Annotated in this window: 21 protein-coding genes; 8 read left to right on the top strand and 13 right to left on the bottom strand. The window is 44.4% G+C overall.

Annotated elements, in window-relative coordinates:
• Positions 1 to 9 precede the first annotated feature (9 nt).
• The 7 genes from HUO09_RS00300 (at position 10) to HUO09_RS00270 (ending at position 6,349) form a co-directional block, all read left to right on the top strand.
• Positions 10 to 1,422, top strand: coding sequence for an FAD-dependent oxidoreductase (locus tag HUO09_RS00300; RefSeq protein ID WP_188232667.1), 1,413 nt, complete (start codon positions 10 to 12; stop codon positions 1,420 to 1,422).
• 201 nt (positions 1,423 to 1,623) lie between these two features.
• Positions 1,624 to 2,058 (top strand): DUF1499 domain-containing protein, encoded by a 435-nt coding sequence (locus tag HUO09_RS00295; RefSeq protein ID WP_306464298.1) that lies wholly within the window; start codon positions 1,624 to 1,626, stop codon positions 2,056 to 2,058.
• A 126-nt stretch (positions 2,059 to 2,184) separates the two neighbouring features.
• Positions 2,185 to 2,895: a 5'-methylthioadenosine/S-adenosylhomocysteine nucleosidase gene (gene mtnN / locus HUO09_RS00290; RefSeq protein WP_167410764.1), complete on the top strand. Its 711-nt coding sequence runs from the start codon at positions 2,185 to 2,187 to the stop codon at positions 2,893 to 2,895.
• Between the two features lie 13 nt (positions 2,896 to 2,908).
• A complete protein-coding gene (locus HUO09_RS00285; protein ID WP_188232666.1) occupies positions 2,909 to 3,862 on the top strand; it encodes a cobalamin biosynthesis family protein in 954 nt (317 codons plus the stop codon).
• Positions 3,863 to 4,687 (top strand): vitamin B12 ABC transporter substrate-binding protein BtuF, encoded by an 825-nt coding sequence (gene btuF, locus HUO09_RS00280; protein WP_188232665.1) that lies wholly within the window; start codon positions 3,863 to 3,865, stop codon positions 4,685 to 4,687.
• A 67-nt stretch (positions 4,688 to 4,754) separates the two neighbouring features.
• Complete coding sequence (locus tag HUO09_RS00275) at positions 4,755 to 5,375, top strand: TRIC cation channel family protein (protein ID WP_188232664.1); 621 nt, start codon at positions 4,755 to 4,757, stop codon at positions 5,373 to 5,375.
• 128 nt (positions 5,376 to 5,503) lie between these two features.
• Positions 5,504 to 6,349, top strand: a complete 846-nt coding sequence (locus HUO09_RS00270) for a LysR family transcriptional regulator (RefSeq protein ID WP_188232663.1) — start codon at positions 5,504 to 5,506, stop codon at positions 6,347 to 6,349.
• Here HUO09_RS00270 and HUO09_RS00265 read toward each other — a convergent pair.
• From HUO09_RS00265 to secA, 6 genes are all read right to left on the bottom strand, one after another.
• Positions 6,300 to 7,079 carry a TSUP family transporter gene (locus tag HUO09_RS00265; protein WP_188232662.1) on the bottom strand — a complete coding sequence of 260 codons (780 nt, stop codon included), beginning with the start codon at positions 7,077 to 7,079 and terminating at the stop codon, positions 6,300 to 6,302. The two genes, HUO09_RS00270 and HUO09_RS00265, sit on opposite strands and share 50 nt — an antisense overlap.
• 220 nt (positions 7,080 to 7,299) lie before the next feature.
• Positions 7,300 to 10,530, bottom strand: a complete 3,231-nt coding sequence (gene carB / locus HUO09_RS00260; RefSeq protein ID WP_188232661.1) for a carbamoyl-phosphate synthase large subunit — start codon at positions 10,528 to 10,530, stop codon at positions 7,300 to 7,302.
• Positions 10,531 to 10,546: 16 nt separating this feature from the next.
• Positions 10,547 to 11,686, bottom strand: a complete 1,140-nt coding sequence (gene carA, locus HUO09_RS00255) for a glutamine-hydrolyzing carbamoyl-phosphate synthase small subunit (protein ID WP_167410771.1) — start codon at positions 11,684 to 11,686, stop codon at positions 10,547 to 10,549.
• 481 nt (positions 11,687 to 12,167) lie between these two features.
• Entirely contained in the window at positions 12,168 to 12,977 is an 810-nt protein-coding gene (gene dapB / locus HUO09_RS00250) for a 4-hydroxy-tetrahydrodipicolinate reductase (protein ID WP_188232660.1), read from the bottom strand.
• 99 nt (positions 12,978 to 13,076) lie between these two features.
• Positions 13,077 to 13,475 (bottom strand): 8-oxo-dGTP diphosphatase MutT, encoded by a 399-nt coding sequence (gene mutT, locus HUO09_RS00245; RefSeq protein WP_167410773.1) that lies wholly within the window; start codon positions 13,473 to 13,475, stop codon positions 13,077 to 13,079.
• Between the two features lie 68 nt (positions 13,476 to 13,543).
• Positions 13,544 to 16,237 carry a preprotein translocase subunit SecA gene (gene secA / locus HUO09_RS00240; protein ID WP_188232659.1) on the bottom strand — a complete coding sequence of 898 codons (2,694 nt, stop codon included), beginning with the start codon at positions 16,235 to 16,237 and terminating at the stop codon, positions 13,544 to 13,546.
• A gap of 332 nt (positions 16,238 to 16,569) precedes the next feature.
• Between secA and HUO09_RS00235 the strand changes: the two genes are divergently transcribed.
• The gene (locus HUO09_RS00235) at positions 16,570 to 17,028 is read left to right on the top strand and encodes a DUF721 domain-containing protein (protein WP_167410775.1); all 459 of its coding nucleotides are present in this window, start codon (positions 16,570 to 16,572) and stop codon (positions 17,026 to 17,028) included.
• A 98-nt stretch (positions 17,029 to 17,126) separates the two neighbouring features.
• Here HUO09_RS00235 and lpxC read toward each other — a convergent pair whose 3' ends face one another.
• The 7 genes from lpxC to ftsW all read right to left on the bottom strand — a co-directional run bounded on the left by lpxC (position 17,127) and on the right by ftsW (position 25,322).
• Positions 17,127 to 18,044, bottom strand: a complete 918-nt coding sequence (gene lpxC, locus HUO09_RS00230; RefSeq protein ID WP_167410776.1) for a UDP-3-O-acyl-N-acetylglucosamine deacetylase — start codon at positions 18,042 to 18,044, stop codon at positions 17,127 to 17,129.
• Positions 18,045 to 18,141: 97 nt separating this feature from the next.
• Positions 18,142 to 19,356: a cell division protein FtsZ gene (gene ftsZ, locus HUO09_RS00225; protein ID WP_167410777.1), complete on the bottom strand. Its 1,215-nt coding sequence runs from the start codon at positions 19,354 to 19,356 to the stop codon at positions 18,142 to 18,144.
• A gap of 30 nt (positions 19,357 to 19,386) precedes the next feature.
• Positions 19,387 to 20,649 (bottom strand): cell division protein FtsA, encoded by a 1,263-nt coding sequence (gene ftsA / locus HUO09_RS00220; protein WP_102940468.1) that lies wholly within the window; start codon positions 20,647 to 20,649, stop codon positions 19,387 to 19,389.
• Positions 20,642 to 21,391 carry a cell division protein FtsQ/DivIB gene (locus HUO09_RS00215; RefSeq protein WP_175579629.1) on the bottom strand — a complete coding sequence of 250 codons (750 nt, stop codon included), beginning with the start codon at positions 21,389 to 21,391 and terminating at the stop codon, positions 20,642 to 20,644. Before HUO09_RS00215 ends, ftsA begins: the two co-directional genes overlap by 8 nt.
• Before the next feature lie 215 nt (positions 21,392 to 21,606).
• On the bottom strand, positions 21,607 to 23,067 hold the full coding sequence (murC, locus tag HUO09_RS00210; RefSeq protein ID WP_188232658.1) for a UDP-N-acetylmuramate--L-alanine ligase: 1,461 nt from the start codon (positions 23,065 to 23,067) through the stop codon (positions 21,607 to 21,609).
• 10 nt (positions 23,068 to 23,077) lie between these two features.
• Positions 23,078 to 24,142 carry an undecaprenyldiphospho-muramoylpentapeptide beta-N-acetylglucosaminyltransferase gene (gene murG, locus HUO09_RS00205; RefSeq protein ID WP_188232657.1) on the bottom strand — a complete coding sequence of 355 codons (1,065 nt, stop codon included), beginning with the start codon at positions 24,140 to 24,142 and terminating at the stop codon, positions 23,078 to 23,080.
• Positions 24,132 to 25,322 (bottom strand): cell division protein FtsW, encoded by a 1,191-nt coding sequence (ftsW, locus tag HUO09_RS00200; RefSeq protein WP_167410781.1) that lies wholly within the window; start codon positions 25,320 to 25,322, stop codon positions 24,132 to 24,134. The genes murG and ftsW overlap by 11 nt, the downstream gene beginning before the upstream one ends.
• Positions 25,323 to 25,329 lie beyond the last annotated feature (7 nt).

Here is a 25,329-nt window from a genome sequence, read left to right as displayed (position 1 = left end):
GCCAGATTTATGAGCCAGAACGTATACCAATTTATTGATGTTAACCGTGTTGATCCGGCAAAGAAGCCGATCAACATCCGTAAAATTGAATTCGTAGAAATTTACGAACCTTTTACTAAGCAGCAGGCAACAGCGCAAGCTGACCGCTGCTTGGATTGTGGTAACCCGTATTGCGAGTGGAAATGTCCGGTTCACAACTACATTCCGCAATGGCTGAAACTTGCCAATGAAGGTCGTATTTTGGAAGCCGCTGACCTTGCGCACCAGACTAACAGCTTGCCTGAAGTGTGTGGTCGCGTGTGTCCGCAAGATCGCTTATGTGAAGGGTCATGTACTCTGAACGATGATTTCGGCGCAGTCACCATCGGTAATATTGAAAAATACATCACCGATACCGCGTTTGAAATGGGCTGGAAACCGGATATGTCGCACGTTGAATGGACAGACAAAAAAGTCGCCATTATCGGTGCAGGTCCGGCAGGTCTTGCAGCCGCTGATATTTTAGTGCGTAACGGCGTGAAACCAGTGGTGTTTGACCGCTACCCTGAAATTGGGGGCTTGCTGACATTCGGTATCCCTTCTTTCAAACTGGAAAAAGGGGTAATGGAAAACCGCCGCCGCGTATTTACTGAAATGGGCGTTGAGTTCCGCATGAACGTGGAAGTAGGCAAAGATGTTCAGTTGCAAGATCTGATCAACGAATACGATGCGGTATTCCTTGGTGTAGGTACTTACAAATACATGCGTGCAGGCTTAGAAAACGAAGATGCACAAGGTGTATTTGACGCACTGCCTTTCCTAATCTCAAACACTTACAAAGTGATGGATTTACAAAGCGATCAACCATTCATCGACATGGCTGGTAAAAAAGTGGTCGTTCTTGGCGGTGGTGATACTGCGATGGACTGTGTACGAACTTCCATTCGTCAAAATGCTTCACGCGTTATCTGTGCTTACCGTCGTGATGAAGAAAACATGCCGGGTTCTCGCCGCGAAGTGAAAAACGCGAAAGAAGAAGGTGTGGAATTCATGTTCAACCTCCAGCCTTTGGGGATTGAAGTTGATGCATCAGGTAAAGTTACGGGCGTAAAAGTGGTTCAGACCGCTTTAGGTGAACCTGATGATGCTGGTCGTCGTCGTCCTGAACCAGTTTCAGGCAGTGAGCATGTTCTTGAAGCTGATGCTGTTATCATGGCGTTTGGTTTCCAACCTCATCAAATGAGCTGGTTAGAACCACACGGCGTAGAGCTGGATCAATGGGGACGAATCAAAGCCCCTTCAGAGCAATCATTTAAGTTCCAGACAACGAACGAGAAGATCTTTGCTGGTGGTGACGCAGTTCGAGGCTCAGACCTAGTGGTAACCGCCATCGATGAAGGTCGTAAAGCCGCTGATGGCATTCTCGATTACTTGGGCGTTTAAGTAATCTGATTCACAACAAAAAGGATCCTTCTCAACATGGATCCTTTTTTATTTATATAATCGCAAATTATTTTTCAGCGACCACTCATAACACTCAAATACCAAACGGTGTGAGTGAGTCTAATATGTAGAATAACTTCCCCCCGTAGAGTTAGGAGAGTACGATCCAGTTATTGGGGATAAGACGAATAGGTTTTGCAGATGTATAAAGTTCTAATTGTTATTCTTTCGACAGTACTACTGAGTGCTTGTAGCAAAGGAATTCCTCCTATGGTCGATCGCACACATACGTCATGTGGCAACAAACCCAATTGTGTTTCAACCGTTGAAACACGAGAAAAATACATGCTCGCCCCCTTCATATTACGCTCAGGTGTAACTCTGGATCAGGTTGAACGCGTCGCTTTAACGCTGCCTGGAGCTCAAACCGCAGAGAAAACCGACGATTATCTCCGAATCGAATGCACTTCGAGCATTATGCGTTTTGTTGATGATCTTGAGCTAAAAATTGAAGATGGTCATTTGTTGGTACGTTCAGAATCTCGCGTAGGTTACAGTGACTTTGGAGTAAACCGTCGCAGAGCAACCGAACTAAGAGAACAGCTCACCCTAGCAGGTCTTATATACGAACCATAAGACGTCGCTGACTGAATCGAAAACAGACTTCAAATAAGATAAGCAGCCGAATGTCGATAAATTGTCTAATCTCATGATAAACTTCAGGCAATTTTTACACTTAATAACTTTGAAAAGAGATACCCCATGAAAATTGGCATCATCGGTGCGATGCAACAAGAAGTCGCTATTCTAAAAGACGCTCTTGAGCAATGTCAGGAAGTCAGCAAAGGCGGCTGTACTTACTACTCAGGTAAAATTCACGGCGTTGATGTCGTTCTGCTTCAATCTGGTATCGGTAAAGTGGCGGCTGCAATTGGCACAACGATTCTTTTAGACGAATACCAACCAGATGTTGTTATTAACACTGGTTCTGCGGGTGGTTTTGACTCTAGTCTAACTATGGGTGATGTGGTTATTTCAACAGAAGTCCGTCATCACGATGCCGACGTAACCGCATTTGGTTATGAAATGGGACAAATGGCAGGCCAGCCTGCAGCATTTTCAGCAGATGAAAAACTGATGGCAGTGGCAGAGAAAGCGCTTGAGTCTATCTCTAGCGAAACGAACACTGACAAACATGCTGTACGCGGTTTGATTTGTACTGGTGACGCTTTCGTTTGTACAGCTGAACGCCAAGACTTCATCCGCAAGCACTTCCCTTCTGTTATCGCGGTTGAAATGGAAGCATCTGCCATTGCTCAAACGTGTCACCAGTTCCAAGTACCGTTTGTAGTGGTTCGCGCAATTTCTGACGTAGCAGACAAAGAATCGCCAATGTCATTTGATGAGTTCCTACCGCTAGCGGCGCAAAGCTCATCAGAAATGGTGTTAAAAATGGTTGAGTTGTTAAAGTAACCAACTCACATCCATGAACGACATCATTTCGACCGTTTATGCTGAAGGTGCGCTCCTCATTATGTGGGGCGCACTTTTGCTGCATTACATACTGCCTATTCCTAGAGCTTCTCATCCAGCAATTTTGTGGCACAAATTTGCTGAAGTTCTCGCAGACAAAGTTAATACCAACAGCAATTACTCTCAAAGCATCATTTCCGGCACGCTGGCTTGGCTGTTAATGATCATTCCTGCACTGCTGTTCTGTATCGCACTAAAACCTCTTGTCTGGCAACCACAACTCTATGAATTAGCACTACTGATACTGGCTTTAGACTGGCGTAACAACGGTCAGCTCGCTAACAACTTGGGCAAAGCGTTAGCAAAAGAGGACAAAGCCGGAGCTCGCAAACTGCTAGAACCTTTTGTGAACAGAGAAACCAGCACCCTTTCTATTGTAGGGTTAGGTAAAGCAGGAGCAGAAACCATTATCATGGGATATGGTCGCAACGTTGTTGTCGTGCTTTTCTGGTATGCCCTATTAGGCGCAACGGGCGCATTCCTCTATCGATTGATGGCTGAACTTGCTCGTGCTTGGTCACCTTCTCGCTCTCAGTTCAATCCTTTTGGCCTGCCTATTGTTCGCGCCATCGCAATACTAGAATTTTTACCTCTGAGGCTGTTTAGCTTATTCATTACGTTAGGCAATAACTCGGGGAAAGCTCTGCAAACCATCAAGAGCCAAAGCCGTTCTTGGCCACTACCCGGCCCCGCGTGGCTACTGTGTGCAATTGGAGGGAAGCTAGAACTCGCATTGGGTGGCCCCGCTATCTATGGGGAACAAAAAGTGGTGCGAGCCAAAATTGGGGGACGTATCGTTCCTTCTGCACTGCACCTGTCGCAAATACATAGCTTGCTAGCATGGCGACTCTTTCTGTGGATTTTTATCGAAAGCCTTCTGCTTCTTGTTATTCATAAAGGAATATAAATGCGTTTTTGGTCACTCGCCTTCACAACTTTATTATTTGTGTCACCCGCTCAAGCAGACCAATCGATTCAACGCATTATCAGCCTTGCACCGCATGCGACAGAATTAGCCTTTGCTGCTGGTTTAGGCAATAAACTTGTCGGTGCTACGGAATACAGTGATTACCCAGAGGAAGCCAAAAACATTGAAAGAGTGGCCAACTATCAAGGTATCAAACTAGAACGGATCATGGCCCTCAAACCTGATCTGATTATCGCTTGGCCGAAAGGAAACCCAGCTAAAGAAATTTCCAAACTTAAGCAACTCGGTTTCAAATTTTACAATTCCGAAGTCAATACATTGGATGATATTGCCACCAATATAGAAGCGCTCAGTCAATACGCAGATGATCCACAACAAGGGATGCAGGCAGCCAAAGCATTCCGTGAACGTTTAAGCGCGCTGAAGTCTGAACACTCAGAATCAACACCCGTTCGCTATTTTTACCAGCTCAGTGAAAAACCAATCATCACTTTGGCGCAAGACAGCTGGCCAAGTGAAGTATTTCGTTTTTGTGGCGGAGTAAATATCTTTGAGAACAGTTCAACGCCATATCCTCAGGTGGGTATTGAACAAGTATTGGTTGCTCAGCCAGACGTAATTTTTACCTCCGCACATGCAATTGCAAACGGAAATATGTGGCTACGCTGGAAAGAACAAATTCCAGCTGTAAAGCAGGGTCATGTGTGGGCACTAAATGCAGACTGGATTAACCGCTCAACGCCTCGCACGCTCAACGCGATTGAAGAAGTTTGCCACTACTTTGACCAAGTAAGAAACAATTAACAGCTCGATAAAAAAGCCTTACAATCCACCACCTTTACGATAAACCTATACTCGGTAGTACACAAAATTGGATACCTCATTACTTTATTTAATCGATATGTTTGGTACGGCTATTTTCGCAATTTCAGGCGTATTACTAGCTGGTCGTTTAAAAATGGATCCTTTCGGTGTCACGGTATTGGCGAGTGTTACCGCTATTGGTGGCGGAACTATCCGTGATATGGCTCTTGGTGCGACACCGGTATTCTGGATAAAAGACACGACCTATATTTGGGTCATTATCGTTACTTGTATTTTCACCATGCTGCTAGTACGCAGACCAAAACGTATACCTTGGTGGGTTCTTCCAGTTTGCGATGCGGTCGGTTTGGCTTTTTTCGTCGGTATCGGCGTTGAAAAGGCTCTGATGTATCAAGATTCATCGGTAGTCGCCATCATTATGGGTGTCATTACTGGCTGTGGCGGCGGCATTATTCGCGATGTACTGGCAAGAGAAATCCCAATGGTGCTGCGAAGTGAAGTCTACGCAACAGCATGTATTGTGGGCGGTGTATTCCATACAACGGCATTAGCGATGGGGTATGACAACTCTGTTGCTCTAATCTCTGGTGTGGCATCAACCTTAATCATACGTCTTGGTGCTATCCGTTGGCATTTATCACTACCGACCTTCGCTCTCACCAAATAATAATGAGCCACTCTAGGTGGCTCTTTTTCATTCTCATCGGTTCACATCTAAGATACTCGCAACACTGCCCCTATCGATAAAATGGTATACACTCAACCAATCTATTCCTAACTTTCATCGGACAAAATATGCTATTGGAAGGCATCGAAACACTATTGGTTCTTAGCAAACAAAAAACCATGAGCCGAACTGGCAGCCAACTCTATATTAGCCAGTCAGCTGTCAGTAAACGTATTGCGAACTTAGAGAGCAAGTTAGGAAAAAAACTCATTACTCCTTCAGGTCGACATATAAAACTGACAGCCGAAGGTCAGCAACTCATTGATAATATTGAGCCAACATTCAATGAACTCAGAGGTATGATCTATGAACATCAAGATCTTGAAGACAATACGCTGATCAGAATTGATTGTTCAGAAACCCTTGTAGCAGGCTACTTAACGAAAGTGATGGCTGCATACCGTAAGAAAGATCCCCACTTCACCATTACCACCAACCATACTCCGCGTATCGTCGAGCATGTTCAGTCAGGCAAAGCCACCATAGGTTTTTGTGCTGGATATCTACCCGGCAATCATGGCCTCATGACGTTCCACCTGTATGATGAGCCCTTCTGTATTGTCAGTAATCATCACCTAACGCATTTGCCTGATGAGATCATTACCAACGATCTCACCAACACTGCGAACACCTATCAGGCGGCTTTTTTAGATAAATTAGGCGTCACACCCGTGATGGAAATGGACTCCTATATGGCATCAGCCCAACTTGCTCTGGAAGGTGTTGCTCCAGCTCTAGTGCCGCTCTCCATTGTTAACACACTGAAGATTGATTCACGTCACTGTTTTAGCTTTGCCGAGCTCACGCCGTTAATTCGCCCTATTCACATCTGTCTCAGGGCAAGCATTTACCGTACAGAGCGGATTAAAAAATTGATAGAAACCATTGTGAGTGCTGTTCCCACAAAAGCTTAGACGCCATCAGTATTGACATCAGGATCACCAGTGGGCGTATCCACTTTTGTCCTTTCGATATCACCACTTTGGCACCAAAACGTGCACCAAGAAACTGTCCGGCCGCCATAACCAAACCGAGCTTCCAAATAGGTAAACCAGCCATAACAAAGAATAACAGCGCAGCAATGTTTGATGTGAAGTTGAGAACTTTGGTCCTAGCGGTCGCTTCGACCAAAGTAAAATGACCTAAAACGACAAAACAGACTGTAAATATCGAACCCGTTCCCGGTCCAAAAAAACCATCGTAAAAACCAACACAAGTACCAACGCTGTATGCAAATGCCGCTTCAGAGAGCGGTTTTTTACCGGAGTCAGCCCGAGTCTGCGGCGCGAATAGAAAGTAGAGGGAAATCGCAACTAATAGAATGGGAATTAAGCTTGTGAGAAATGAGGTATCAAATGTCTGTACTAGCTCTGCGCCCGTTGCTGCACCAATGAAGGTACACAAAATCGCAAGTCGCATCTGTTTAAGGTTAACGATACCACTGCGCACAAAATACAAACTGGCCGAAAAACTACCAAACGAGCTTTGCAACTTATTGGTAGCTAAGGCATTGGTTGGTGGAACCCCTGCGGCCAAAAGCGCCGGAAGTGTTAGCAAGCCACCACCTCCCGCCATGGCATCAATAAAACCTGCAGCACCTGCGACAAAAAACAAAATGACTAATATATCTAACGAGACTTCCATGACATTCCACTACCAACACAACTGGATGGTTAAAGTATCACTGGAGCATCGATAGCAATAGTGAAACGAAAGAACACAATCTATTCCAATAATTCATTAATAATCAAATTAGTCGGTTGTTCGTTGGCTTTGCCCTAAGTTTCAGGCATAAAAAAGCCCGCTCAAATGAGCGGGCAATGAGGTTGTCAGATAAACCTGAGGTTTATCAATTTATTATTCATTACGCTAAGCTAGCTTTCACTTTCGCGTGAAGTTCTTGTACTGAAGTTACTGATGCTTTTGCGTCAGCAGTGTGGGACATACACGTTGCGAACGCTGCATTTAGCGTTGTTGTGTAGTTCACTTTCTCAGCCAAAGCACTACGACGTAGTACTTTAGAATCTTCAATTGCTTGACGACCTGACGCGGTGTTCACGATGTAGGTGTATTCATTGTTCTTGATGCGGTCCAGAATGTGTGGACGGCCTTCATGAACTTTGTTTACCAAGCGAGGGTTAATACCTGCTTCACCTAGAATCACTGCAGTACCGTGAGTTGCATCTAGTTGGTAGCCAAGTTTCACTAGTTTAGAAGCTAGGTCTACAACACGCTCTTTATCACCTTCACGTACTGAAAGCAGTGCACGACCACCTTCTGGATAAACAGAACCACAGCCTAGCTCAGCTTTCGCGAATGCTTCAGCAAATGTTGCACCGACACCCATAACCTCACCAGTAGAGCGCATTTCTGGGCCTAATAGTGGGTCAACGCCAGGGAACTTGTTGAACGGCAGTACCACTTCTTTTACTGAGTAGTATGGTGGGATGATCTCTTTCGTGAAACCTTGCTGCTCAAGAGTTTGACCAGCCATAACACGTGCAGCGATTTTCGCTAGTGGTGCGCCCGTTGCTTTAGATACGAATGGTACTGTACGTGCAGCACGTGGGTTTACTTCGATGAGGTAAACTTCGTTATCTTTAACAGCAAACTGAGTATTCATCAGACCGCGTACACCAAGTTCGAAAGCCAGTTTCTCTACTTGTTCACGCATCTTGTCCTGAATTTCTTGGCTTAGCGTGTATGCAGGAAGCGAACATGCTGAGTCACCTGAGTGAACACCTGCTTGCTCAATGTGTTCCATGATACCGCCGATAACCACACGCTCACCGTCACAGATAGCATCGATATCCACTTCTGTTGCGTCATCTAGGAAACGGTCAAGTAGAACAGGAGACTCGTTTGACACGCTTACCGCTTCGTTAAAGTAGCGACGTAGGTCTTGCTCGTCATAGACGATTTCCATCGCACGACCACCAAGTACATACGAAGGACGTACAACCAGTGGAAAACCAATTTCTTTTGATTTTTCAACCGCTTGTTCCATCGTTGTTACTGTCGCGTTTTCTGGCTGTAGTAAGCCCAGACGATCAACAGCACCCTGGAAACGTTCGCGGTCTTCTGCACGGTCGATAGCATCTGGGCTGGTACCGATAATTGGCACACCCGCCGCTTCTAAAGCACGAGCCAGTTTCAGTGGTGTTTGACCACCGTACTGAACGATAACACCTTTTGGCTTTTCAACTCGTACAATTGAAAGTACGTCTTCAAGTGTTACTGGTTCGAAGTATAAACGGTCAGAAGTATCGTAATCCGTTGATACAGTTTCAGGGTTACAGTTAACCATGATAGTTTCGTAACCATCTTCGCGCAGTGCAAGAGAAGCATGTACACAACAGTAGTCAAATTCAATACCCTGGCCGATACGGTTTGGACCGCCACCAAGAACCATGATTTTGTCTTTATCTGTTGGGTTTGCTTCACACTCTTCATCGTAAGATGAGTACATGTAAGCTGTATCAGAAGAGAACTCAGCCGCACATGTATCAACACGTTTGTAAACTGGGTGGATGTTGAATTGATCGCGTAAGCGACGGATTTCATTTTCGGACACACCCAGCAGAGAAGATAGACGCGCATCAGAGAAACCTTTACGCTTCATCTTCTTCAGAACATTTTCAGTAAGGCCAGCGAAACCGCCCGCTTTCACTTGTTGCTCTAGTTGTACAAGCTCTTCGATTTGAACTAGGAACCAACGGTCAATGTTAGTCAGGTTGAATACGCCGTCCACGGACATACCCGCACGGAATGCATCAGCAATGTACCAGATACGCTCTGCACCCGCTTCTTTAAGCTCGTGACGAATCTTAGTCAGCGCATCAGGTGCATCAAGGTCAACCATTTCGTCAAAACCATTCACGCCTACTTCCAGGCCACGAAGTGCTTTTTGAAGAGACTCTTGTTGGTTGCGACCAATCGCCATTACCTCACCAACAGATTTCATCTGTGTAGTCAGACGGTCATTTGCGCCAGCGAATTTCTCGAAGTTAAAGCGAGGAATCTTAGTCACAACGTAGTCGATGGTTGGTTCGAATGATGCAGGAGTTGCACCACCAGTGATGTCGTTCATTAGCTCATCAAGAGTGAAGCCAACGGCCAGTTTCGCTGCGATTTTCGCGATTGGGAAGCCCGTTGCTTTTGAAGCAAGAGCAGAAGAACGAGATACACGAGGGTTCATCTCGATGATAACCATACGGCCATCTTTCGGGTTGATACCAAACTGAACGTTTGAACCACCAGTCTCTACACCGATTTCACGCAGTACTGCTAGCGATGCATTACGCATTAGCTGGTACTCTTTATCCGTTAGTGTTTGAGCTGGTGCAACCGTGATTGAGTCACCGGTGTGAATACCCATTGGGTCAAAGTTTTCAATCGCACACACGATGATACAGTTGTCGTTCTTATCACGAACAACTTCCATCTCGTACTCTTTCCAACCAATTAGCGATTCATCGATAAGCAGTTCGTTGGTTGGAGAAAGATCCAAACCACGGCGACAGATTTCTTCGAACTCTTCTTTGTTATAAGCGATACCACCACCTGTACCACCCATAGTGAATGAAGGACGGATGATACATGGGAAACCAACCATATCTAGGACACGGTAAGCTTCTTCCATCGTTTTAGCAGTATCAGCGCGTGGACATTCAAGGCCGATAGACTTCATTGCTTTATCAAAGCGAGAACGGTCTTCCGCTTTGTCGATTGCATCTGCAGTCGCACCAATCATCTCTACGCCGAACTCTTTAAGAACACCATTTGCTTCTAGAGCAAGTGCACAGTTAAGAGCCGTTTGACCACCCATTGTTGGAAGAATCGCATCTGGGCGTTCTTTCTCGATGATCTTACGTACAACTTCCCAGTGAATTGGCTCGATGTATGTTGCATCAGCCATTTCTGGGTCAGTCATGATAGTTGCAGGGTTTGAGTTCACAAGAATAACTCGGTAGCCCTCTTCGCGTAGTGCTTTACACGCTTGAGCGCCAGAGTAGTCAAACTCACAAGCCTGACCAATAACAATTGGACCTGCACCTAAAATAAGAATGCTCTGAATGTCAGTACGTTTTGGCATTATCTACTACTCCAAATTAAGCGCGGTGTTGTTTAATCAATTCAATGAAGTGGTCAAATAGCGGTGCAGCATCGTGCGGACCTGGGCTCGCTTCTGGGTGCCCCTGGAAGCTGAATGCCGGTTTGTCCGTACGGTGAATACCTTGTAGAGAACCGTCAAATAGAGACTTGTGCGTTGCACGTAGGTTCTCAGGTAGCGTTGCTTCATCCGCAGCAAAACCGTGGTTTTGAGAAGTAATCATTACCACACCACGATCAAGATCTTTAACCGGGTGGTTAGCGCCGTGGTGACCAAACTTCATTTTTACCGTCTGTGCACCAGAAGCCAACGCAAGGATTTGGTGACCTAAACAGATACCAAATACCGGCAAACCTTTATCAAGGAACGTTTTCGTCGCTTCAATTGCGTAAGTACATGGTGCAGGGTCACCAGGGCCATTCGATAGGAATACGCCATCTGGATTCATTGCTAGTACTTCTTCCGCTGAAGTTTCTGCAGGTACTACAGTTAGACGACAACCACGGTCAACCAACATACGCAGGATATTGCGTTTTGCACCGAAATCGTATGCCACTACATGGTATGGCAATTCACTGTCATCTTTAGGCTCAGGTAGACCACCTTCCAGTGTCCATGAACCTTGTTTCCATTCATACGCTTCTTTAGTCGTTACAACTTTCGCTAAGTCCATGCCTTTCAGGCCTGGGAACTCTTTAGCTTTTACCAACGCAAGAGCTTCATCTAGGTTATCGCCTGCCATAATGCAACCATTCTGGGCGCCTTTCTCACGTAAAATACGCGTCAGTTTACGCGTATCGATATCAGCAATACCGACAATATTTTGTGATTTAAGGTAATCAGAAAGAGATTGTTCACTACGGAAGTTAGAAGCGATAAGAGGAAGATCGCGAATCACAAGGCCTTGTGCATGAATAGAAGAAGATTCTTCGTCTTCGATATTAGTACCAGTATTGCCAATGTGAGGATAAGTTAGTGTAACGATTTGTTGAGAATAGGAAGGATCAGTGAGGATTTCTTGGTACCCCGTCATCGAGGTATTAAAAACGACTTCACCAACGGATGAACCATCTGCCCCAATGGACACTCCGCGGAACACTGTCCCATCTTCTAGGACTAACAGTGCTGATTTACTCAAGACAACCTCCAGAATAAAAATGCATAAAATTTAAATTAAATTGCAAATTTGCCTTCCTGTTCGCGTGAAAATCATGCTCTAGGCTAATTTTGACAAATTGGCGATATTTTAGAGATCGCTGTGACCTATGTCAACGTTAGCAGATAAATTAAACTCAAATTTATTACCTTAGAGCTAAAAAAGAGCCCTAACCCATCAAAAATGCATGTTTTACTCATTCAAAAACAATATTTATGAGGCTTTGATTTTAAAATAGGCAAAAATAGTTTGTTAACAATCGAAATTAGCGCAAAAAAAATAAGCAAACGTTAATATTATTTTTTTATTGTCAAAAATAGAGGAAAGTTGGAGAAATCAACCTAAAGGTGACAAAAACACTTAAAAAGTTAAAGGATAAGCTAAATTATAGGAAAGAAAATTTGATTCAGAAATGTTAGAGAAATTCTAATGCGCCAAGCGAACCTGACGCATAATTATGTAATTACAGTTCGTTCAAACCTAGCACATCAGTCATGGTGTAAAAACCTGCTGATTTTTGATTCAACCATACTGCAGCGCGAATAGCGCCGTTGGCGAATGTCATTCGGTCTGTAGCTTTATGAGTGATCTCTACACGTTCACCAATATCAGCAAACATCGCCGTGTGCTCACCCACAATGTCACCAGCACGAATGGTCGCAAAGCCAATTTCATCTCTGGTACGTTCCCCAGTGATACCTTCACGCGCATACACTGCAACATCATTGAGTTTATTGCCCATAGCACCAGCAATTGCTTCACCCATACCAATCGCTGTACCCGATGGTGCATCTACTTTATGTCGATGGTGCGCTTCGACAATTTCAATATCGCAGTAATCACCCATGACTTTAGCGGCCTTCTCTAGCAGCTTGAATACAAGGTTCACACCTACGCTGTAGTTTGGAGCCATCACAATAGGGATAACTTTCGCGGCTTCATTGATCAATTCGCGTTCTTCATCGGTAAAGCCTGTAGTACCAATGATCAGCTTCTTGCCGTACTTCTTACACAATTCAATATTTGCTAGTGTGCTTGCTGGTGCCGTGAAATCCACGATGACATCAAAGTTATCGACCGCTAACTCCAGATTATCCACCAAAGCGACATCAAATCGACCAACACCACATAACTCACCAACATCTACTCCAACAAGAGAAGACTCAGGACGCTCAGATCCTGCACCCACTGTTGAGTCTGAATTATGATGTGCTGCTTTCACCAGATTGCGGCCCATACGTCCAGCTGCGCCTGCAATTGCAATTCTTACCATTGCAAATTTCTCCATTTACTCGTGACTACGCAGTCCTGCATAGTGTTATTCCGATTTACGCTTTTTAAACTACCAACTATCGAGGTTGATAGCTAGCACTTAAGAAAACTCTTTAATAACACGTTCGAGGATTGGAACATTGGCTTCTGGAAACTGGTAATTTGCGAGTTCTGCAATGTCTACCCAAAGTCCTTCTTGCCCTTCTTTGCCATATGGTTCGTTGTTGAAGTTGCTGATGACGATGAAGTCGAACTTCAGTGATTTTTCTGGGTAATCGTATTCCAGATGTTCGAACAGCTGCTGCTCCGTCACTTCAATGCCAACTTCTTCCTCAAGTTCACGAGTCATGGCTTGTTCTACGCTTTCACCTTCTTCAACTTTGCCCCCAGGAAACTCCCAGAAACCACCTTTGTGCAAATTGTCTGGGCGCTTAGTGATAAAGATTTGTGATTTATCCTGATTGAAAATGATGCCCGCCACGATATGAATTCGTTTCATCTGTGTTCCTTTGTCTTTCTTTACTTAAAAAAAGAGCCGCCTAAGCGACTCTTTTCTCTTTGCTTTTATTAGGCAATTTTGCCGTGGCACTGTTTGTATTTCTTGCCTGATCCGCATGGACAAGGCTCATTACGACCCACTTTACGTTCAGCTTGAGCCTCTGCCTCTTCACCGTTCGCATTGGCGTGCTGAGCTTGACTCATACGAGCCGCTTGCTCTGCTTGAGCACGACGTTGCTCCTCCATACGCTCAACTTCTTCTTGTTGTTGAACACGTACTTTAGAAAGAATCGAGATTACGTCTGACTTCAGTGACTCAAGAAGTTCTTCGAATAGCTCAAACGATTCACGCTTGTACTCTTGTTTCGGGTTCTTCTGTGCATAACCACGTAAGTGGATGCCTTGACGCAGGTGGTCCATCGCAGCAAGGTGCTCTTTCCACAGTGTATCAAGAGTCTGTAGCATTACAGATTTCTCAAAGTTACGCATCACTGAAGCGCCAACCACTTCTTCTTTGTTCTTATAAACCGTTACCGAGTTTTCAAGAATACGTTCGCGAAGTGCTTCCTCATACAGTTTGTCGTCTTCATCCAGCCAAGACTGAATAGGCAGCTCAAGATCGAAATCATGCTTCAAACGATCTTGCAGACCAGCGATATCCCACATGTCATCGAGTGATTGTGGTGGAATGTATTGATCGATCACTGCTGTCATTACGTCTGCACGGTTTTGCTCAATCATTTCGCTGATATCGTCAGTGCTCATCAACTCATCACGAAGTTCATAAACGACACGACGCTGATCGTTGGCAACGTCATCATATTCTAGAAGCTGTTTACGAATGTCGAAGTTGCGACCTTCAACTTTACGTTGAGCTTTTTCAATTGAGCGAGAAAGCATCTTAGATTCGATCGCTTCGCCTTCTTCCATACCGCTTTGAATCAAGCTTGCCATACGGTCTGAAGTGAAAATACGCAGCAGTGTGTCTTCCATTGACAGATAGAAACGAGAAGAACCCGCATCACCCTGACGACCTGAACGACCACGTAGCTGGTTATCGATACGGCGTGATTCGTGACGCTCAGTACCAATGATATGTAAACCACCCGCTTCTAGAACTTGATCGTGAACTTTGCGCCATTCCGCCTTAATTGCATCAATTTGCTCTTGAGTTGGATTGTTTAGCGATTCAACTTGCATCTGCCAGCTACCACCAAGCACGATATCCGTACCACGACCAGCCATGTTGGTCGCGATAGTGACTGAACCTGGTTTACCTGCTTCAGCAACGATTTCCGCTTCTTTCTCGTGGAACTTCGCGTTCAGAACGCTGTGTTTGATTTTTGCTTTCTTCAGTGCATTGGACAGCAACTCAGATTTTTCAATCGAAACCGTACCAACCAGTACAGGCTGACCTTTTTCAACACAAATTTTGATGTCTTCGATGATAGCTGCAAACTTTTCAGCTTCTGTACGGTAGACCATATCCGGCATATCGTTACGAATCATAGGCTTGTTAGTTGGAATAACCACTGTTTCCAAACCATAGATTTGTTGGAATTCGAATGCTTCTGTATCTGCTGTACCTGTCATACCTGACAGTTTTTCGTATAAACGGAAGTAGTTCTGGAAGGTAATCGATGCCAAAGTTTGGTTTTCGTTCTGGATCTGAACGCCTTCTTTTGCTTCAACAGCTTGATGCAAACCATCAGACCAACGACGACCTGGCATAGTACGACCAGTGTGTTCATCAACGATGACCACTTCACCTTCTTCCGTCACAATGTAGTCGACGTTTTTCTCAAACAAAACGTGAGCACGTAGCGCAGCGTTCACATGGTGAAGAAGACTGATATTAGCAGGAGAGTAAAGTGTATCGCCTTCTTGCATTAAACCATTCTTAACCAGCAATTCTTCAACGAATTCCTGACCCGTTTCAGTGAGGTAAACCTGCTTAGATTTCTCGTCAACAGTGTAGTGGCCATCACCGCGGTACTCCTCAGAGTCTTCTTTATCTTGAAGCTGAAGAGACGGGATTAGGATATTAATACGAGTGTAAAGCTCTGAACTGTCTTCAGCTGGACCAGAGATAATTAATGGCGTACGCGCTTCATCGATAAGAATTGAGTCAACCTCATCGACTACAGCAAAGAAGCGTTCGCGTTGCACGCGGTCTTCAGGGCGGAATGCCATGTTGTCACGCAAGTAATCGAAGCCAAACTCGTTGTTTGTTCCGTACAGAATATCTGCTTGGTAAGCTTCCTTTTTCGCTGGAGGTGACATGTTAGGTACGTTGATACCAACTGTCAGACCGAGGAATTCAAATAATGGGCGGTTTGTTTCTGCGTCACGCTTAGCGAGGTAGTCGTTCACTGTAACAATGTGAACACCTTTACTTGGTAATGCATTTAGGTAAGCAGGAAGCGTTGCTGTCAGTGTTTTACCTTCACCTGTACGCATCTCTGCAATTTGACCAGAGTTCAGAACCATACCGCCGATAAGCTGAACGTCAAAATGACGCATGCCGAATACACGCTTTGAAGCTTCACGAACAGTAGCGAACGCTTCTGGTAGTAATTGGTCTAGATTTTCACCCTGCTCAAGACGTTGACGAAACTCTACCGTTTTAGCCTTTAGCTCTTCATCGGACAGAGCTTCAAATGCAGGCTCATAATTATTTATTTCTTTTACAATTTTTCTTAGACGGCGAAGTGTTCTGTCGTTACGACTGCCGACCACTTTTGTCAGTAGCTTAGTTATCATTTGTTGTGAATCTCTCTTTGCTTAGATCGTCCGCGATCTCTTAATGCCTTCAGTCTCTACCTGTTTTCAACTAAGGATACTGAGATAAATCATGTATCTTCTGATATTGTGATGATGACGTTTATTTTCAAGACACTAGTGGCGCATAGTTTAAGTAATTTTTCGTTCAACAACCAATAACATTAGAACTTGTTTGCTTTGAGCTTTGTATTTTGTGCACTAAGCCCAATGTTTTAGGCTATCAGACACTAGAGAATACATGTTCAATCGCTCATTTCAGTCAGCAAGGAAACGTTATAGAATGCTGCAGAACTTTATAAAAGGAGTGCGGAATGCGAGATCATCGCCCCACATCTACAGACGAATTGATTGAGTCATCTCGGCTGAGTAAGTTACAACAGCACGCGAAAGAGATCATCCAGATCAACCTAATATTGCAAACTCTGTTACCTAAAGGCATTGAACCACATATAAGAGCGGCAAACGTTCGTGGTGGACATTTAGTTTTAGAAGCCGCTAGTGCATCGATCAAAATGAAAGTGGACTATGAACGGCTAAATATTCTTAACCAGTTAAGAAATCAGGGATTTGGCAAACTAATCAGTATTGAAATAAAGATCAATCCAGCTATTTATCGCACCCAAAAAGGTTCAATCAAGGATCAAAAAGAGGCAATTCCTCGCCCCCCACTTTCAGAAAATGCCGCCTCATCGTTGTTAATGGTCGCTCAAAATGCCAACCCTAAGGTTAAACAGCGATTAGAGAGCATTGCAAAACTGGCGAAAAAGTAACTTAGAAAAAGTTACCATCGTTATTCTCTAGCGTAAGCATAAAAACGCAGACATAAAAAAAGCCAGACTGAGTCTGGCTTCTTAAAAATCTTTATGTTTTACGCTAGAACCATGTTTGGGTCTGCAAACGCTACAGGTGAACCCGCTTCCTCTTCGAAAGTTGCCCATTCCCAAGCTTCTTGATCTGCCAATACTTTACGTAACAGTTGGTTATTCAGACCATGACCTGATTTGTAAGCACTGAACTCACCCACAATTGCATGACCACACATGTACAAGTCACCAATTGCATCAAGTACTTTGTGAGTCACAAACTCGTTTGCGAAACGCAGGCCTTCTTCGTTAAGAATGCGGTAATCATCCAAAACGATAGCACAGTCAAAGCTGCCACCTAAACATAGGTTTTGCGATTGCAAATACTCGATATCACGCATGAAGCCGAAAGTACGAGCACGAGAAATCTCTTTGATAAAACCTTGAGTTGAAAAATCAAACACTAAGCGTTGATCGTCACCATCGATAGCTGGGTGATCAAACTCAATTTGGAAATCCATTTTGAAGCCGTTATGTGGACGCATTTCTGCCCACTTATCACCATCTTCAAAACGAACTGGTTTTTTAATACGGATGAATCGCTTAGGCGCGTTTTGAGTCTCAATACCAGCTTGTTGCAGTAGGTATACAAACGGACTCGCACTACCATCCATAATTGGAATTTCTGGTGCATCCACTTCGATAATGACGTTATCAATACCCATACCAGCAAGAGCTGCACTTAAGTGCTCTACTGTAGAGATACGAATGCCTTCATCGTTAACTAAAGCAGTACACAGCATAGTGTCGCGTACTGATTCTGGGTCAGCTGGAAAATCAACTGGTGGATTTATGTCAGTACGACGGTAAATAATACCTGTGTTTGCAGCAGCTGGGCGAAGAGTAAGTGTGACTTTACGACCAGAGTGGAGACCCACACCAGTTGTTTTCACTATCTCTTTCAGAGTACGTTGTCTGATCATCTGTTTGCCTCTAAATCAATGCCACAAAGCTCGGCCGGTAACTTTACCGACCGACATATTACCAAAATTTTGAACACTGTCAAATTGTGGCGGTATTTTAATCAGCCTGACGACGTAAAAAAGCAGGTATATCCAGATATCCACTCTCTTTTTCTGGCTTAGGAGCAACATTCTGCCCTTGGCTAGAAGAAGAAGAGACATTTGACGTCGGTGAAGGCTGTGCTTTCACTTCTGTCTTTTCATGCAAAGGCTGTGCCGGTTTTTCTTCCACTTTTGCTGCGGCAGCAACTTGTGGTTGAGCGACTGGTGCAACTTTCGCTTTACCGCCTGCAACTAAAGTAATATCTGGTTTTCTTTCGTTACCAATACCTGTAGCCACAACCGTTACGCGAATTTCTTCAGCCATATCTGGATCAAGTGATGTACCGATAACAACAGTAGCATTGTCAGAAGCAAAAGCTTTAACAGTGTTACCAACCGTTTCGAATTCATCCAGTCTCATATCCAGACCAGCGGTGATGTTAACCAATACGCCGCGAGCGCCAGCAAGATCAATGTCTTCAAGTAGAGGACTTGAAATTGCCATTTCAGCAGCTTCTTCAGCACGGTCTTCACCTTTGGCAATACCACTACCCATCATAGCGTGACCCATTTCAGACATTACTGTTCGTACGTCTGCAAAGTCGACGTTAATCATGCCTGGGCGAGTGATTAGCTCTGCAATCCCTTGTACTGCATTTTTTAGTACGTCATTCGCGCTAGCAAAGGCTTCAAGTAAAGTGATACCACGACCCAATACTTTCAACAGTTTTTCATTTGGAATAGTAATTAAAGAGTCAACATGTTTAGAAAGCTCTTCAATTCCTTGTTCAGCAAACGCAAGACGTTTTTTACCTTCAAAGCTAAATGGTTTAGTCACTACAGCAACGGTTAAGATGCCCAGTTCTTTTGCCACTTCAGCAATAACAGGAGCAGCACCTGTACCGGTACCACCGCCCATACCAGCTGCGATAAACACCATATCGGCACCAGCTAGTAATTCTTTAATTCGATCTCGACTTTCGAGAGCTGCATCACGACCCACTTGAGGGTTAGCACCCGCGCCCAAACCTTTAGTGATATCACCACCGATTTGAATGACACTGCTTACGCTGGTTTTGCGAAGTGCTTGTGCATCCGTGTTGATACTGATGAATTCCACGCCTTCAATGGACTCACGCACCATATGTTCTACAGCGTTACCGCCGCCGCCACCAACTCCAACAACTTTAATTACCGCGTCGTCAGACATTTCCATCATCGGTTCAAACATGTGTTATCTCCGTTTTTCCTGCAACTCAGGTTAAAACTCTTTTTGTATCCAATTACGCAAACGACCAAATACACTAGACACTGACTGGCGCTTTGGCTCTTGAAACTCAATGTCGTCATTAATTTGACTGTCTTTCGCGTAATGAAGTAAACCAACTGCCGTAGAATGATACGGCTCTTTAACGTAATCAGTAAGTCCACTCACTTCGAGAGGCTTACCTACCCTAACTTGATTGCGGAATACACGCTCTGCACATTCCACTAAACCTTCAATTTGCGAAGCACCGCCAGTTAGGACTACACCTGCAGCTAAATGGTGCTTAATTCCTTCTTTTCGCAAATTCTCTTGGACAGTATCGATAGTCTGGTTAACTAAGCCCATTAACTCAGTGTAGCGAGGCTCAATCACTTCCGACAAGGTTTGACGCTGTAAACTTCGCGATGGTCTTCCACCAACGCTTGGTACATTTACCGTATCATCCTTACTTACCAACTCACTTAACGCACAGCCGTACTTAACTTTGATCTCTTCAGCGTCGTTAACTGGGGTGCCAAAAGCAAACGCTATATCGCTTGTTACCGCATTGCCCGCGTACGAGAATACTTCTGTATGTCTTAAAGCACCACCAGTCCAAATAGCGATATCCATCGTACCTGCACCAATGTCGATAACACACACGCCAAGCTCTCGCTCGTCTTCAGTGATAACAGCATTACTTGCTGCTAACCCTGAATACACTAACTGCTCAACTTTCAATCCGCAACGTTCAACAGCTTTAATAATGTTTCTTGCCATATCACTATGGCAAGTAATCAAGTGCACGCTGACTTCCATGCGTACTCCCGATAATCCTAGTGGATTTTTTATACCTTCTTGATAATCAATCGTAAATTCTTGAGGAATGACATGCAAAATACGCTGTTCCTCACTAATTTTAATTGACTTCGCGGTATGAATGGCACGATCCATATCTTCTTGAGAAACTTCGCCCTCAGAAATAGTTCCCATGCCTTTTTCAATTCTGCTTGTAATATGTCGACCAGAGATTGATAGAAACACATTACTAATTTGGCACTCTGCCATCAATTCAGCTTGGTCAATTGCACGCTGAACGGATTTAACCACCGACTCTAAATCATTTACGCCGCCTTTATCCATTCCTCTGGAAGGGCTTGTACCTGCGCCAATGATATTAATTTGACCGTCAGGAAGTAGTTCACCAACTAAGGCTGAAACGGTGGCTGTGCCGATATCAAGACCAACAATTAATTTGTCATCAGCTGTTTTACTCATCTGTGCTCTCTTGCGCTAATTCTTGATCAGGAAACCAACCAACGGCCGCTCCGGTATCATATCTGAGATCGATATAACTCACTCGTTCAGCATCATTACCTAGCTGCTCGTAGAGTAAAAAGAAACGGTTAATTCGCTCTTCTAAAGACTCTTTTCCTAATTCTAAGCGAATTCCATTGTCTAAAATAATTTGCCAAGCTCGACGCTCGTTTAATACCAGAGAGGATATATTTAAGCCTATCTGCTGAAATTTAGGGCTATATTCTTTCCAGATATTTAACACTTCAGGTGCACTGCCATCTGGTCCATATAGTTTTACGTATTCTTCATTTACTTGAGCAATATCGCCATTAAAGACAACACCTTTATCATCAAGTAACGAATTACCATTCCAAATAGCTTTAACCTGATATTCAGTTAAAAATACTTTTATTGTATCTGGCCACTGTTTGCGGATTGAAGCATGAGATACCCAAGGAATTGACTGAGCACTTGATTGCAGCTCGTTAATATCCTGCGACATGAATGTGCCAATATGATCGAGTTGACCAAATGCACGTTGAACATCAAACGCAGATACGTATTTTAAGTCACCTTGTAAAACTATCTTTGAGAGCGGAAGCCTCTCTTCATCCCACATCCAACTGATCGTTGAATACAGCAAAAAACCAACCATCAACAACACCACAAGTAAAAAGCTAGCACCAGCAATGTGCTCTCTGACTATGGGTGAACGGGACATAATACGACCTTGAGAAAATGTACTACTTATCAAAGTTCGTTGTTCCTGTTGACGACTGGCAATTCAATTCCCTATTTCAATGTACAATAGAGGCAAAAGCAATAACTTTAACCTAAGGATTATACTGAGGACACTAAAAGTATCAAACACTCAAATAAATAAAACTGGTAGGAGTAGCACCAATATCACGAATGCTTCATCCATAAGAAACAATTTTAATACTTTTGCATCTTTTCAATATTCAATTGTAAAGATTGTAAGTGTTTGGCTACTTTGCCCACATCACCCGCGCCTTGAGTCAGGACTAAGTCACCATCTTGTAATACGTTAGCTAACGCAGCAGGCAAAGTCTTGCTGTCTGAAACGAAGATTGGATCAACTTTTCCTCGACTGCGGATAGTTCGACAGAGTGAACGACCGTCTGCACCTGCAATGGGCTTTTCACCGGCAGAATAAACATCCAGCATAATCAGCACATCAACCTGCTCAAGCACATTGGCAAAATCGTCATAGAGATCGCGAGTACGAGTGTAACGGTGTGGCTGGAATATCATCACCAGACGTTTGTCAGTCCAACCGCTACGAGCGGCTTTGATGGTCACATCAACCTCTGTTGGGTGGTGACCGTAGTCATCCACCAGCATTGCAACGCCATTACCGGTTTCGAACTCACCTAAATGGTCAAAGCGACGACCTGTTCCTTGCGTGCTTATCAGCGCTTTCAGAATAGCTTCATCACTGATGTCATCTTCAGTCGCAACCGCTATTGCAGCCGAAGCGTTGAGAGCATTATGGCGACCTGGAATGTTCAGCGTAATGTCTAAATTCTCTTTGCCTTTACGAACAACCGTGAACTGACCTTGTTGCCCTTGCTGGCGATAGTTTTCAATACGAACATCCGCATCTTCAGAGAAACCATAAGTGATAACTTGTCGGCTAATTCGCGGAATTAGCTCACGAACCACAGGATCATCAATACATAAAATAGCCTGACCGTAGAACGGTAGATTATGTAGAAAGTCGACAAACGTCTGTTTCAAAGTTTCAAAATCACCACCATAAGTATCCATATGGTCAGCTTCGATATTCGTCACGATGGTTGCCATCGGTTGCAAGTGAAGAAATGAAGCATCACTCTCATCGGCTTCAGCAATCAACACCCGGCTCGAACCTAAGCGAGCATTTGTGCCCGCACTTTTCACCAAGCCACCGTTGACAAAAGTCGGGTCCATACCCGCTTCTGAATAGATTTGAGTCACTAGAGCGGTAGTGGTTGTTTTGCCGTGCGTACCTGCAACAGCGATGCCATGACGGAAACGCATCAACTCAGCTAACATTTCAGCGCGACGTACAATTGGAATACGTTTTTCACGAGCGGCTTGAATTTCTGGGTTTTGCTCATTAATCGCCGTTGATACGACCACCACACTTGCTTGGTCAATATTCGACATTTGATGACCAATGAATACGGTCGCACCGATACTTTCTAAACGCTCCGTCACCGCATTCGCCGCGATATCAGAGCCAGTGATCTGATAACCTTCATTCAACAACACTTCTGCTATACCGCTCATACCTGCACCACCAATGCCGATAAAGTGAATGCATTTAACTCGGCGCATTTCAGGCACCATTGCTCGGATTTGAGCTAAGTCTTGAGTATTTTTGATCTTCATGAATAGGTTCTCATTTCTCAGTGATAGCGATAATGGCATCAGCAACCACTTGGTCTGCATCTAATTTTGCTGCTTGGCGAGCTTTGTTAGCCATATCTAATAATTGGGTACGTTCGAGTTGAGCAATAGTTTGGCTGAGCTTTTCAACCGTCAATTGCGGTTGTTCTATCATTTTAGCTGCGCCACATTCTACTAGATGATCGGCATTCAGCGCTTGTTGCCTATCTTTGTGCATAAATGGGATGAAAATAGCGGCAACTCCCGCTGCTGACACCTCTGAAACCGTCAAAGCGCCAGAACGACAAACTAACAAATCAGCCCACGCATAAGCCTGAGCTACATCATCAATAAATTCGGTAACTTGAAAATTCTTCGCACCAGCAGCTTGGTATGCTTGTTCAACATCCGCTTGATTGTCTTTACCAGCCTGATGACGAACTTCATAATCTTCGCCTAATTTCGCCATCACTTCAGGTAATGTTTGATTGAGAATTCTTGCGCCTTGGCTTCCGCCCATGACCAGCACACGGATAGGACCGCTGCGTTCAGCAAGACGTAGATTCGGTTCAGGCAGCTCAACGACATCCGTACGAACCGGATTTCCGACCACAGGTGCATTCGGAAACGCACCATTAAAGGCCTGAAATACCCTTGACGCAATTTTCGATAGCCATTGATTGGTTAAGCCTGCGACTGCATTTTGTTCATGCAGAACAACGGGGATACCTTGCAACCAAGCGGCGATACCACCTGGTCCACTGACGTATCCGCCCATACCAAGGACAGCATCAGGTTGCCAAGCTTTCATGTGGCGTCTAGCTTGCAAAATGGCATTTAGAATTTGAAAAGGCGCTTTAATTAAACGAGCGATACCTTGTCCGCGTAAACCTTTGACACGAATAAAATCAATCTCAATACCATGCTTGGGCACTAAGTCGGCTTCCATACGGTCTGCCGTGCCTAACCAGCGAATTTCCCAGCCTTGCTGTTGAAGCTTTTTCGCCACAGCTAGTCCAGGGAAAACGTGACCGCCAGTACCACCAGCCATCACCATTAAACGTTTCTTATTCTTCATCCGCATTTTCTTCTATCTGTCGAACTCGCTCTACTCGGCATTCATGATCAATACGAAGCAAAATAGATACTGCCACCGACATAACTATTAAACTGGAACCACCATAACTAATCAGGGGTAAAGTAAGACCTTTGGTTGGCACCATACCCGCCGCAGCACCAACGTTAACGAGCGTCTGGAAAGCAAACCAAATACCGATACTAAGAGCCAGGTATCCACCAAATTGGTGGTCATGCTCAAAGGCTTTTTTGCCAATAAATGCGGCTTTCAGAACCAAACTAAAAATCAGCATTAAGATCAGAACTACACCAACAAAGCCGAGTTCTTCGCCCACAACAGCAAATACAAAGTCGGTGTGCGCTTCTGGCAAGTATTCCAATTTTTGAATCGAGTTACCTAACCCCTGACCAAACCATTCACCTCGACCAAATGCCATCAGTGACTGAGTTAGCTGATAACCGCTTCCGAACGGGTCATCCCAAGGATCAAGGAAAGAGGTCACGCGTCGTATACGATAGGGTTCTGCGGCAATGAGTCCGACAATTACCAAAATACCAGCCACCATTAAGGCGAGGAACTGAGAGAGCTTCGCACCAGCAATAAACAGCATACCGAACAAAGTCACCAGCATCACAACCACAGTACCTAAATCCGGCTGCAACAGCAGCAATACCGCTAAGGCCATAAATACCAAAATAGGCTTAATGAAACCACCAAAGAAGGTTTCCCTCACCTCATGCTGCTTACGAACCAAATAACCAGACATAAAGATGAACAAAGACAGCTTTGCTACCTCGGCAGGCTGCAAGTTAAAAAGTCCTAAAGGAATCCAGCGAGATGCACCATTAACTGATTTACCACCGACGAGTACTACCACTAAAAGCATGAAAGAGATAGCAAGCAATGCGGAGCTATATTGAGACCAGCGCTGCATCGGTATTTGTAAAATGACCGATGAAGTGATGAGCGCCAATAACAAAAACAGAGCATGTCGAAACATAAAATGGAACGGTTGGTCCGTTAACCTTGAGCTGATTGGAAACGATGCTGATGTCACCATAACAAGACCAATCAACATTAAACCTAATGCTATCCAGACGAGCTGACGATCAAACAAAGCCTCTGGGGAAGGTGTTCGTAGCCATTTATGAATAGAATTTATTGGTTTAAATCGTCCCAAAACATTA

Origin of the sequence: Vibrio sp. Y2-5, from assembly GCF_014596725.1 — a bacterium.
Taxonomy (GTDB): Bacteria; Pseudomonadota; Gammaproteobacteria; order Enterobacterales; family Vibrionaceae; genus Vibrio.
Note: the sequence above shows the minus strand (reverse complement) of the source record. Positions and strands in the feature narration are given on the sequence as shown.

Bases quoted from the DNA above. Each gene is read 5' to 3' on its own strand.
- HUO09_RS00300 (WP_188232667.1), top strand. From the start codon at position 10: ATGAGCCAGAACGTATACCAATTTATTGATGTTAACCGTGTTGATCCG.
- HUO09_RS00295 (WP_306464298.1), top strand. From the start codon at position 1,624: ATGTATAAAGTTCTAATTGTTATTCTTTCGACAGTACTACTGAGTGCT.
- mtnN (WP_167410764.1), top strand. From the start codon at position 2,185: ATGAAAATTGGCATCATCGGTGCGATGCAACAAGAAGTCGCTATTCTA.
- HUO09_RS00285 (WP_188232666.1), top strand. From the start codon at position 2,909: ATGAACGACATCATTTCGACCGTTTATGCTGAAGGTGCGCTCCTCATT.
- btuF (WP_188232665.1), top strand. From the start codon at position 3,863: ATGCGTTTTTGGTCACTCGCCTTCACAACTTTATTATTTGTGTCACCC.
- HUO09_RS00270 (WP_188232663.1), top strand. From the start codon at position 5,504: ATGCTATTGGAAGGCATCGAAACACTATTGGTTCTTAGCAAACAAAAA.
- HUO09_RS00265 (WP_188232662.1), bottom strand. From the start codon at position 7,079: ATGGAAGTCTCGTTAGATATATTAGTCATTTTGTTTTTTGTCGCAGGT.
- carB (WP_188232661.1), bottom strand. From the start codon at position 10,530: ATGCCAAAACGTACTGACATTCAGAGCATTCTTATTTTAGGTGCAGGT.
- dapB (WP_188232660.1), bottom strand. From the start codon at position 12,977: ATGGTAAGAATTGCAATTGCAGGCGCAGCTGGACGTATGGGCCGCAAT.
- mutT (WP_167410773.1), bottom strand. From the start codon at position 13,475: ATGAAACGAATTCATATCGTGGCGGGCATCATTTTCAATCAGGATAAA.
- secA (WP_188232659.1), bottom strand. From the start codon at position 16,237: ATGATAACTAAGCTACTGACAAAAGTGGTCGGCAGTCGTAACGACAGA.
- HUO09_RS00235 (WP_167410775.1), top strand. From the start codon at position 16,570: ATGCGAGATCATCGCCCCACATCTACAGACGAATTGATTGAGTCATCT.
- lpxC (WP_167410776.1), bottom strand. From the start codon at position 18,044: ATGATCAGACAACGTACTCTGAAAGAGATAGTGAAAACAACTGGTGTG.
- ftsZ (WP_167410777.1), bottom strand. From the start codon at position 19,356: ATGTTTGAACCGATGATGGAAATGTCTGACGACGCGGTAATTAAAGTT.
- ftsA (WP_102940468.1), bottom strand. From the start codon at position 20,649: ATGAGTAAAACAGCTGATGACAAATTAATTGTTGGTCTTGATATCGGC.
- HUO09_RS00215 (WP_175579629.1), bottom strand. From the start codon at position 21,391: ATGTCCCGTTCACCCATAGTCAGAGAGCACATTGCTGGTGCTAGCTTT.
- murC (WP_188232658.1), bottom strand. From the start codon at position 23,067: ATGAAGATCAAAAATACTCAAGACTTAGCTCAAATCCGAGCAATGGTG.
- murG (WP_188232657.1), bottom strand. From the start codon at position 24,142: ATGAAGAATAAGAAACGTTTAATGGTGATGGCTGGTGGTACTGGCGGT.